The sequence below is a fragment of the Bacillus sp. SM2101 genome (assembly GCF_018588585.1).
GTDB classification, from domain to species: Bacteria; Bacillota; Bacilli; order Bacillales; family SM2101; genus Nanhaiella; species Nanhaiella sioensis.
This window is the reverse complement of sequence record NZ_JAEUFG010000023.1, coordinates 50,797-61,233: the sequence shown is the minus strand read 5'-3', so window position 1 is coordinate 61,233 and position 10,437 is coordinate 50,797. Positions and strand designations below refer to the sequence as shown.

At 36.2% G+C, this 10,437-nt stretch carries 9 protein-coding genes and 1 rRNA gene; all 10 read left to right on the top strand.

The window, feature by feature from the left end; all coding sequences use genetic code 11:
* The first annotated feature begins 107 nt into the window (after window positions 1-107).
* The 10 genes from rrf (at window position 108) to ispF (ending at window position 10,371) form a co-directional block, all read left to right on the top strand.
* Window positions 108-223: ribosomal RNA gene (rrf, locus tag JM172_RS18635) — 5S ribosomal RNA — on the top strand.
* A 405-nt stretch (window positions 224-628) separates the two neighbouring features.
* Window positions 629-1,090 carry a CtsR family transcriptional regulator gene (locus JM172_RS18630; protein ID WP_214483884.1) on the top strand — a complete coding sequence of 154 codons (462 nt, stop codon included), beginning with the start codon at window positions 629-631 and terminating at the stop codon, window positions 1,088-1,090.
* A gap of 52 nt (window positions 1,091-1,142) precedes the next feature.
* Entirely contained in the window at window positions 1,143-1,691 is a 549-nt protein-coding gene (gene mcsA, locus JM172_RS18625) for a protein-arginine kinase activator protein McsA (RefSeq protein ID WP_214483883.1), read from the top strand.
* Between the two features lie 2 nt (window positions 1,692-1,693).
* The gene (gene mcsB / locus JM172_RS18620) at window positions 1,694-2,791 is read left to right on the top strand and encodes a protein-arginine kinase McsB (RefSeq protein WP_214483882.1); all 1,098 of its coding nucleotides are present in this window, start codon (window positions 1,694-1,696) and stop codon (window positions 2,789-2,791) included.
* Window positions 2,788-5,238, top strand: a complete 2,451-nt coding sequence (gene clpC / locus JM172_RS18615) for an ATP-dependent protease ATP-binding subunit ClpC (protein ID WP_214483881.1) — start codon at window positions 2,788-2,790, stop codon at window positions 5,236-5,238. The genes mcsB and clpC overlap by 4 nt, the downstream gene beginning before the upstream one ends.
* Before the next feature lie 127 nt (window positions 5,239-5,365).
* Complete coding sequence (gene radA, locus JM172_RS18610) at window positions 5,366-6,742, top strand: DNA repair protein RadA (RefSeq protein ID WP_214483880.1); 1,377 nt, start codon at window positions 5,366-5,368, stop codon at window positions 6,740-6,742.
* 7 nt (window positions 6,743-6,749) lie between these two features.
* Entirely contained in the window at window positions 6,750-7,820 is a 1,071-nt protein-coding gene (disA, locus tag JM172_RS18605; protein WP_214483879.1) for a DNA integrity scanning diadenylate cyclase DisA, read from the top strand.
* Window positions 7,821-7,978: 158 nt separating this feature from the next.
* Window positions 7,979-9,070: a PIN/TRAM domain-containing protein gene (locus JM172_RS18600; RefSeq protein ID WP_214483878.1), complete on the top strand. Its 1,092-nt coding sequence runs from the start codon at window positions 7,979-7,981 to the stop codon at window positions 9,068-9,070.
* 97 nt (window positions 9,071-9,167) lie between these two features.
* Entirely contained in the window at window positions 9,168-9,842 is a 675-nt protein-coding gene (gene ispD / locus JM172_RS18595) for a 2-C-methyl-D-erythritol 4-phosphate cytidylyltransferase (RefSeq protein ID WP_214483877.1), read from the top strand.
* Between the two features lie 52 nt (window positions 9,843-9,894).
* On the top strand, window positions 9,895-10,371 hold the full coding sequence (gene ispF, locus JM172_RS18590; protein ID WP_214483876.1) for a 2-C-methyl-D-erythritol 2,4-cyclodiphosphate synthase: 477 nt from the start codon (window positions 9,895-9,897) through the stop codon (window positions 10,369-10,371).
* Window positions 10,372-10,437: the final 66 nt, after the last annotated feature.

Here is a 10,437-nt window from a genome sequence, read left to right as displayed (position 1 = left end):
CTAATAGATCGAGGACTTAACCAAGTTAGAAATGCAGAGCAAGCTTTGTTCAATGAATGTCTATTATCTAGTTTTGAAGGAATATTAACTTATTCCTATATATTATGTCTGGTGGCGATGGCGAAGAGGTCACACCCGTTCCCATACCGAACACGGAAGTTAAGCTCTTCAGCGCCGATGGTAGTTGGGGGTTTCCCCCTGTGAGAGTAGGACGTTGCCAGGCAATAAAAAACACAGAGTACTTATACTCTGTGTTTTTTTCTATACAATTTTTTAGCTAATTTGCTTTTGCCTTAATTAATTGTATCCAGCTAGCGTTTATGACATCTTTTCTTTTAGTTGTTTTCGTATTAATTTGTTGCTATTTGTAATAAAAACTAAACACGAATATAACTAACGTTCGGAGCATCTTCTTGTCTAAAGACTATAAAAATCATTTCATATCCATCTGTTTTTATGAAAAGCCGTTAGGCTTTTCTTGTTTTGATTTATTAAATAAATGGCAAGGATATATTTGTAGTCTATGATGGAGCTGTTTTCTAATTCGAGTCTCTTGCGCTTTTTTCCAATTCACTATATAGTAAAAGTAAAGTCAAATATAGTCAAAGTCAATGAAAGGAGGGGTTGAATGAGAAATATATCTGATGTTATTGAACAATATTTGAAAAGCGTTCTAGAAATGAATGATCAAGATATTGTTGAAATAAAAAGAAATGAAGTAGCAGATAAATTTCAATGCGTACCATCTCAAATTAATTATGTGATAAATACACGTTTTACAATGGAACGTGGTTATATTGTAGAAAGTAAACGCGGTGGCGGTGGCTATATACGAATAATGAAAGTGCAGTCTCATGATGATACCCACTTAATTGAACAACTATTAACGTTAATTGGTCCAAGAATCTCTCAAACAATAGCTGAAAATATTATAGGTCGATTAATTGAAGAAGAGGTTATTACTGAAAGAGAAGCAAAAATCATGTTGAGTACTGTTGATCGATCAACCTTATATATTAGCCTTCCAGATAGAGATGAATTACGATCTAGAATACTCATTGCGATGTTGACATCACTAAAATACAATTAATGGTATGAGGTTTCAGGTGATATTAATAATCTAGACAGGAGAGGTGAAGTCATTGATATGTCAAGAATGTAACAAGAGACCTGCAACGTTACACTTTACAAAAATTATCAACGGAGAAAAAGCTGAAACCCACGTTTGTGAGCATTGTGCACAGGAAAAAGGAGAAATGTTTATGCTTGCAAATAATCAAGGCTTTTCGATTAATAACTTAATAGCAGGGCTACTCAATATGGAACCTTCTCTACAAGAAAAACAACGTAATTCATTTCATCAAAATGAGGTTATTCAATGTGAAAAATGTAAAATGACTTATACTCAATTTTTAAACATTGGTAAATTTGGGTGCTCTGAATGTTATAAAACGTTTAAAAATCATTTAACTCCTATACTCAAGAGGTTTCATAGTGGAAACACAATTCATTCTGGAAAAATCCCGACAAGGATAGGTGGAAATATACATTTACGTAAGCAAATTGAACAATATAAACAAACACTTCAGGAGTATATAGTCAGTGAGGAGTTTGAAAAAGCAGCAGAAGTTCGTGATAAGGTTAGGGCTTTAGAACGAAGTTTAAGTCAGATAGACATGGGGGAGGGATAACTATGTCACTTCAGCGGTTTCTACAAAAAGCAATAAGCTCCTGGATGAGTGAGGATGGTCCTGAATCAGATATCGTACTTTCTAGTAGAATTAGACTTGCACGAAATATAGAAAATATATGGTTTCCTACTGTCATAACAAACGAAGAAGCGCATAAGATCATTCAATTATTTAAAAAGGTATGTGAAGAAAAAGCGCCGGAATCTTTTGGGAAGCTAGAATTATTAGCGATGAATGAAATGCAGCCTATTGAAAAAAGAGTACTAGTTGAAAAGCATCTCATTAGTCCTCAATTAGCCGAAGATGCGCCTTTTGGGGCTTGTATTTTATCAGAAAATGAAGAAGTAAGTATCATGATAAATGAAGAGGATCATATACGAATTCAATGTTTGTTTCCTGGGTTTCAGCTTAGTGCAGCTCTGGAACAAGCTAATGAGTTGGATGATTGGATTGAAACACATGTAGACTATGCGTTTGATGAACAGAAAGGGTATTTGACTAGCTGTCCAACGAATGTTGGTACTGGATTAAGGGCATCAGTCATGATGCATTTACCTGCACTTATATTAACCCAACAAATGAGTAGAATTATTCCAGCAATCAATCAACTGGGTCTAGTTGTTAGAGGAATATATGGTGAAGGTAGCGAAGCATTAGGTAATATATTTCAAATATCAAACCAAGTAACACTTGGAAAATCTGAAACTGATATTGTGAATGACCTAGAAAGTGTGGTGCAGCAACTCATTGCTCAAGAACGCTCTGCAAGAGAAGCATTAGTAAAAACATCTGGTATTCAACTAGAAGACAAGGTATACCGCTCATATGGTACATTAGCACATAGTCGCGTTATGGAGACAAAAGAAGCTGCTAAATGTTTGTCTGACATTCGTTTAGGCATTGATATCGGATATATAAAAGATATATCGAGTAATATTTTAAATGAATTAATGATTGTAACACAGCCTGGATTTCTTCAGCAATATGCAGGCGGTCCATTAAGATCACATGAACGTGATATTCGTAGGGCAACATTGATTAGAGAAAGAATAAGCTTGGAAAAAAGCAATCAAAATGAGTTTGGAGGTCGAGAATTATGATGTTTGGTAGATTTACTGAGCGAGCACAAAAAGTTTTGGCATTGGCACAGGAAGAGGCAGTTCGTTTAGGTCATAATAACATAGGAACGGAGCATATTTTATTAGGTCTTATTCGCGAAGGTGAAGGGATTGCAGCTAAGGCGTTAGTTGCTCTTGGTTTGGAATCTAATAAGATTCAAGAAGAAGTTGAAAAGTTAATCGGTAAGGGTCAAGAAACAACTCAAACGATTCATTACACACCTCGTGCCAAAAAAGTAATAGAATTATCTATGGATGAGGCTAGAAAGCTAGGGCATTCTTATGTAGGAACGGAGCATATTTTACTGGGGCTCATAAGAGAAGGTGAAGGAGTTGCTGCTCGAGTTTTAAATAACTTAGGAGTAAGCTTAAATAAAGCACGTCAACAAGTGCTTCAGCTGTTAGGGAGTAATGAAACTTCATCAGGTCATCAAGGAGGAGCGGCTACGAATGCTAATACACCTACATTAGATAGTCTCGCACGAGACTTAACAGCCATTGCCCGAGAAGGAAGCTTAGATCCTGTCATTGGTAGAAGTAAAGAAATTCAGCGTGTAATTGAAGTTTTAAGTAGACGCACAAAGAACAACCCAGTCCTAATAGGAGAACCTGGAGTTGGTAAGACTGCAATTGCTGAAGGGTTAGCTCAACAAATTGTAAATAATGAAATACCAGAAATCCTACGTGATAAGCGTGTAATGACTTTAGACATGGGCACAGTGGTGGCAGGAACTAAATATCGCGGTGAATTTGAAGATAGACTGAAAAAGGTAATGGATGAAATTCGCCAAGCAGGTAATATCATATTATTTATCGATGAACTTCATACATTAATTGGTGCTGGTGGAGCGGAAGGAGCAATTGATGCTTCAAATATTCTAAAGCCATCATTAGCTAGAGGGGAGCTTCAATGTATTGGAGCTACAACTATAGATGAATATAGAAAATATATAGAAAAAGATGCTGCGTTAGAAAGACGTTTTCAGCCTATACAAGTAGATGAACCAACGAATGAGGAATCAATTCAAATCTTGAAAGGTTTACGTGATCGGTATGAAGCACATCACCGTGTATCAATCAGTGATGACTCAATCATTCAGGCGGTAAAATTATCCGACCGCTACATTTCAGATCGCTTTTTACCTGACAAAGCGATTGATTTAATAGATGAAGCAGGATCAAAAGTTCGTTTGCGGTCTTATACGACACCACCAAATTTAAAAGAGCTTGAACAAAAATTAGATGAAATAAGAAAAGAGAAGGATGCAGCAGTACAAAGTCAAGAGTTTGAGAAAGCAGCCTCTCTACGGGACACTGAACAACGCTTAAGAGAACAATTAGAGGAAACAAAGAAAAGCTGGAAGCAGAAACAAGGTCAAGAAAACTGTGAAGTAACAGTAGAAGATATTGCTAAAGTTGTTGCAAGCTGGACAGGAATTCCTGTATCAAAACTTGCTCAAACTGAAACAGATAAATTGTTAAATTTAGAGGAAATCCTGCATTCAAGAGTAATTGGGCAAGAAGAAGCTGTGAAAGCAGTTGCCAAGGCTGTACGTCGAGCGCGTGCTGGATTGAAAGATCCGAAAAGACCTATCGGTTCATTTGTTTTTTTAGGCCCTACCGGTGTTGGTAAAACTGAGCTAGCAAGAGCATTAGCTGAATCAATGTTTGGTGAAGAAGATGCCATGATCCGAATTGATATGTCTGAGTATATGGAGAAGCACTCGACGTCAAGACTAGTTGGTTCACCGCCAGGTTATGTCGGTCATGATGAGGGTGGACAACTAACAGAAAAAGTTCGTCGTAAACCATACTCAGTTATTCTTCTAGATGAAGTTGAAAAAGCACACCCTGAAGTTTTTAATATTTTGCTTCAAGTGCTAGAAGACGGTAGGTTAACTGATTCAAAAGGCCGTACAGTAGATTTTCGGAACACAGTATTAATTATGACATCAAATGTTGGTGCAGATGCGCTAAGACGAAATAAGTTTGTTGGATTTAATGTACAGGATGAAAATCAAAATTATAAAGATATGAAGGGGAAAGTGATGGATGAGCTGAAAAAATCATTTCGTCCGGAGTTTTTAAATCGTATCGATGAAATTATTGTTTTTCATTCTTTAGAGAAAAAACATCTTAAAGAAATCGTGACATTAATGACAGAACAATTAACAAAAAGATTAGTGGAGCAAGAAATTGCCCTGGAAATTACAGACGCAGCAAAGGAAAAGCTAGCAGAAGAAGGAAATGACCTAGAGTATGGAGCACGTCCTTTGCGCAGAGCGATTCAAAAGCATGTTGAAGATTTGCTTTCTGAAGAATTGCTCAAAGGAACGATTGCAAAAGGTCAGAAAGTTGTGCTAGATGTTGTTGAGAATGAGTTTACAATTCGCTTTGCTGAAGAAATTAGTGAATTAAACCACTTATAAAATACGATAAGTAAGAAAAGAGGTATACGTCAGCATGCAAAGTCGTATACCTTTTCTTCTTTAGATCTATTTATATTGTCATAAAATATAATACACATAGGTATTTTAAATAGAGGAGCTTAACATAATGGCTAAAAGAAAAACAAAGTTTAGTTGTCAAACTTGTGGGTATGAATCAGCAAAATGGATGGGAAAGTGTCCTGGGTGTAATGCGTGGAATACAATGGTAGAAGAAATTGAACAGACAAAATCTGCTCGGAAGGGATCGTTTTATGTAGCACCTACTTCCACCAGTACAAAACCTACAGCTATAACAAAAATAGAAACGACGAACGAGCCAAGAATGTATACGGATTTTATGGAATTTAATCGGGTGTTAGGTGGAGGTATTGTTAAAGGATCGCTTGTATTAATAGGTGGGGATCCTGGTATTGGAAAGTCAACATTGTTATTGCAAGTATCATCAAAATTAGCCCATTCTGAACATAAAGTATTATATATATCTGGAGAAGAATCAATAAAACAAACGAAGCTACGTGCAGATCGACTAGAGGTTAATGGAGAGAATGTATTCGTGTTAGCTGAAACTGACTTAGAATATATATCAAAAGCAATTGAAGAGATGGAGCCATCATTTGTTGTTATTGATTCAATACAAACTATTTTTCACCCTGAGGTTACATCAGCTCCAGGCAGTGTCTCGCAAGTAAGAGAATGTACCGCTGAGCTTATGAAAATTGCAAAAACGAAAGGAATCGCCACTTTTATTGTTGGTCATGTTACGAAAGAAGGCTCAATTGCTGGGCCACGGTTACTTGAACATATGGTGGATACAGTTCTTTATTTTGAAGGAGAACGTCATCATACGTATAGGATATTAAGAGCTGTTAAAAACCGCTTTGGATCAACAAATGAAATAGGAATCTTTGAAATGAAGGAACTAGGTCTAACTGAAGTTCAAAACCCATCTGAAATTTTTCTAGAGGAGCGTTCAAAAGGAGCAGCTGGATCTACAGTAGTAGCCTCTATGGAAGGAACAAGGCCCGTTCTCGTCGAAATACAAGCACTCATTTCACCAACAAGTTTTGGTAATCCACGAAGAATGGCAACGGGAATCGATCATAATAGAGTATCACTGCTTATGGCTGTATTAGAAAAGAGAGTGGGGCTACTGCTGCAAAATCAAGATGCATACTTAAAGGTTGCAGGAGGAGTCAAGTTAGATGAACCTGCAATTGATTTAGCTGTAGCCGTCAGTATCGCTTCAAGCTTTCGAGACGAACTATCAAACCCTACAGATGTAGTTATCGGAGAAGTTGGCTTAACTGGGGAAGTACGACGCGTTTCTAGAATTGAACAGCGAGTTCAGGAAGCTGCGAAACTTGGCTTTAAGAGGGTTATTTTGCCTGACAAAAACTTAGGAGGATGGACTGTTCCAGCTGGAATTGAGGTGATTGGAGTATCATCTGTTAATGAGACCTTACAACATGCATTGGGAGGGTAGATAGTTAATGGAGAGAGTGCATAGCGAGCAAATTGTAGCAGACATATTAAAGCTTATTGCCCCTGGAACCCCTATTCGGGAAGGGTTAGATAACGTCTTGCGTGCAAAAACCGGTGGCTTAATCGTTGTTGGCTACAACGATAAAATGAAAAAATTGGTTGATGGCGGCTTTCAAATAAATTGTCAGTTCTCACCATCATATTTATATGAATTAGCTAAAATGGATGGTGCAATTATCTTGAATGAATTAGGGTCGAAAATTTTAATATCCAATGCACAATTAGTTCCAGATTCTTGTATTGTTGTATCTGAAACGGGCATGAGGCACCGTACTGCAGAGAGATTTGCGAAACAAACTGGGAGCTTAGTCATCGCTATCTCACAACGCCGTAATGTTATTACGTTATATAAAGCTGACTTTCGCTATGTACTAAAAGATATTGGTGTCATTTTGACGAAAGCAAACCAAGCTATGCAAACACTTGAGAAATATCACTCTGTTTTGAATCAAAGCATGACCAATTTAGGTGCATTGGAATTTGAAGAGCAAGTAACTTTTTCGGAAGTATTACAAGTTCTACATCGTATTGAAATGGTGTTGAGAATTCAAAATGAGATCATCAGCTATGTCACTGAGTTAGGTTCCGAAGGAAGGTTAATACGCCTACAAATGAACGAATTAGTTGCCCATATTGAAGAGGAAGCAATTTTACTTATTAAAGATTATGCATGTGAAGCTAAGGAAGATATTGATGCAATTTTACTTAAAATACAAAAGCTTTCGAGCTCGGAGCTTCTTGATGATTATCTACTCTTAAAATTACTTGGGTATCCTCAAAATACAAATATAGATAAAGGTGTAATACCTCGAGGGTATCGAGCCTTATATAAAATACCACGTTTGCCATCAGTCGTTATAGAAAATTTAATAGAAACCTTCAAAAATATGAATCAAATCGTGAAAGCAAGTGTAGAACAATTAGATGAAGTAGAGGGGATTGGAGAAGTTCGAGCACGAAAAATTAAAGAAGGACTTAAAAGAATACAGCAGCAATTGTTAATTGATCGTCAAATATAGTAGTCATTTGCAATCATCACATAAAGGATGATATGCTAAGTGAAAGATGTCTTTATTTTACAAATATATTTCATCGCGGTTACAAATAGAAAAAATAATAGTAATAGTACGTTTCAATTATTGCAAACTGTTTATAATGTATAGAAGGAGGTGAAAGAATGTTAAAAAGAATTGTTCAATTATTTTTTCTCATTATCGGTGGGATATTAGGTATATTTTATATTCCATATGTATTACCTTTAATGAATATTGATAACATTGCATTGTTAAGAGAACATTACATGCTAGCCATATTAGGTGCACTTATTTTCTTTCTTGTTACATTTTGGTTAGTAGATTATATAGTAAATTTAATACGTTGGTTAGAGGAGACTGTTGTCAAGGCTCCAGCAACTGATGTAGTCTTTGGGAGTCTAGGGTTAATCTTTGGCCTTATTGTTGCTTTTTTTATTAATATCCCAATACAAAAATTCCAATTTTTATTATTCAATACCATTATACCTATATTTTTGACTCTGTTATTAGGTTATTTGGGCTTTCAAATAGGTTTTAAAAAGCGAGACGACCTTATTAACTTATTTTCAATATCAAATCGCAAAGGAACAAAAAAAGGCAATGAAGAAGATTTTGAGCTGTATGATAAAAAATTAAAAATATTGGATACAAGTGTTATTATCGATGGTCGTGTAGCGGATATATGTCAAACAGGCTTTTTAGAAGGAACGATCGTCATACCCCAATTTGTCCTAGAAGAACTTCAGCATATCGCGGATTCAGCGGATGTGTTAAAACGTAATAGGGGTAGAAGAGGGCTTGATATTTTAAATCGCATACAAAAGGAATTATCAAATAACGTTGAGATATATGAAGGTGATTTTGAAGATATACAGGAGGTTGATAGCAAGCTCGTAAAGCTCGCTAAAATTACTTCTGGAGTGGTAGTTACAAATGATTTTAACTTAAATAAAGTTTGTGAATTACAAAATGTAGCTGTGTTAAATATTAATGATTTGGCAAATGCCGTGAAACCGGTTGTTCTTCCAGGGGAAGAGATGAATGTCCAAGTAATTAAAGATGGGAAAGAACAAAATCAAGGCATTGCGTATCTTGATGACGGAACGATGATTGTTGTTGAAGATGGAAGAGATCATATAGGTAAAAATCTTGATGTGTTAGTTACGAGTGTACTACAGACTTCTGCTGGGAGAATGATTTTTGCTAAGCCGAAGTTGTTAGAAAGAGCATTATAAGATATAATACAAGGTTTATAAATGATAAGGTTATAGGTGAAGTGAACACGTTCCTTAACCTTTATCATGCCTATACAAATGTTAGGAGAGCAACATAATGTTATATAAGGTAGTCATTCCTGCAGCAGGACAGGGGAAAAGAATGAATGTAGGTATGAATAAACTGTTTATGCCATTACAGTCAACCCCAATCATAGCCCATACTTTAAAAGTTTTTGAAAATGACCCCCATTGCGTAGGAATTGTTCTAGTTATTAATTCACTAGATGAGCAATATATGAGGGAAATTGTAGAAGAGAACAACTTTTCTAAAATAGAAAAAATCGTGTATGGTGGAAATGAGCGGCAGCATAGTGTACATATGGGCTTAAAAGAAGTACATAATGTTGATATTGTGCTCATTCACGATGGTGCAAGACCTTTTATTAAAACTGAGCATATTCATTCTTTGGTTAATACGGCATACAAAGACGGGGCGGCTGTTCTTGCAGTACCTGTTAAAGATACTGTGAAGCGTGTTCTGGATTTGAAAGTGGAGGAAACATTTGAACGATCTAGCTTGTGGGCAGTGCAAACGCCACAAGCTTTTCGTATATCATTATTGGAAGAAGCGCATGAGCAAGCTATTAAAGATAAATATATTGGTACCGACGATGCCAGTTTAGTAGAACGACTAAATAAACAAGTAATGATCGTCGAAGGTGATTATCAAAATATCAAAATTACTACACCAGAGGATATCAAATTTGCACATGCTATTTTGGGTGAGTAGTTTTAACGATAAGCGAGTAACTTAGAGAGATAAAGTAACGGGAGTGAAGGTAATGATTCGTATTGGGCAAGGTTTTGATGTTCATCAATTTGCTGATGATAGACCTCTAATATTAGGGGGAATTGAAATTCCCCACGTAAAAGGTTTGTTAGGACATTCAGATGCGGATGTACTATTACATACAATTGCAGATGCCAGTTTAGGGGCCATTGCAGCAGGGGATATTGGCAAACATTTTCCGGATACAGACCCACAATATAAAAATGCTGATTCATCACTACTACTTCAACACGTTTGGAAGCTAGTAAAGAATGAAGGTTATGAATTGGGCAATGTTGATTGTACGATTATTGCTCAACAACCAAAAATGTCCCCATATATTGACCAAATGAGGGGGAGAATTGCTGAACTTCTTGAGGCTTCTATTGACCAAGTAAATGTAAAAGCTACAACTACTGAAAAGCTTGGGTTTACAGGAAGAGAAGAAGGAATAGCTGCTCAAGTAGTTATTTTACTAAAAAAAAGGTAGCAACATAGACATGCTTTGTATACAATCATGTTTGGTGATAAAATAACGATAAAACTTTGCTATGTA

Excerpts from the sequence above, each read along its gene's own strand:
- JM172_RS18630 (WP_214483884.1), top strand. The coding sequence starts at position 629 with ATGAGAAATATATCTGATGTTATTGAACAATATTTGAAAAGCGTTCTA.
- disA (WP_214483879.1), top strand. The coding sequence starts at position 6,750 with ATGGAGAGAGTGCATAGCGAGCAAATTGTAGCAGACATATTAAAGCTT.
- ispD (WP_214483877.1), top strand. The coding sequence starts at position 9,168 with ATGTTATATAAGGTAGTCATTCCTGCAGCAGGACAGGGGAAAAGAATG.
- ispF (WP_214483876.1), top strand. The coding sequence starts at position 9,895 with ATGATTCGTATTGGGCAAGGTTTTGATGTTCATCAATTTGCTGATGAT.
- clpC (WP_214483881.1), top strand. The coding sequence starts at position 2,788 with ATGATGTTTGGTAGATTTACTGAGCGAGCACAAAAAGTTTTGGCATTG.
- radA (WP_214483880.1), top strand. The coding sequence starts at position 5,366 with ATGGCTAAAAGAAAAACAAAGTTTAGTTGTCAAACTTGTGGGTATGAA.
- JM172_RS18600 (WP_214483878.1), top strand. The coding sequence starts at position 7,979 with ATGTTAAAAAGAATTGTTCAATTATTTTTTCTCATTATCGGTGGGATA.
- mcsB (WP_214483882.1), top strand. The coding sequence starts at position 1,694 with ATGTCACTTCAGCGGTTTCTACAAAAAGCAATAAGCTCCTGGATGAGT.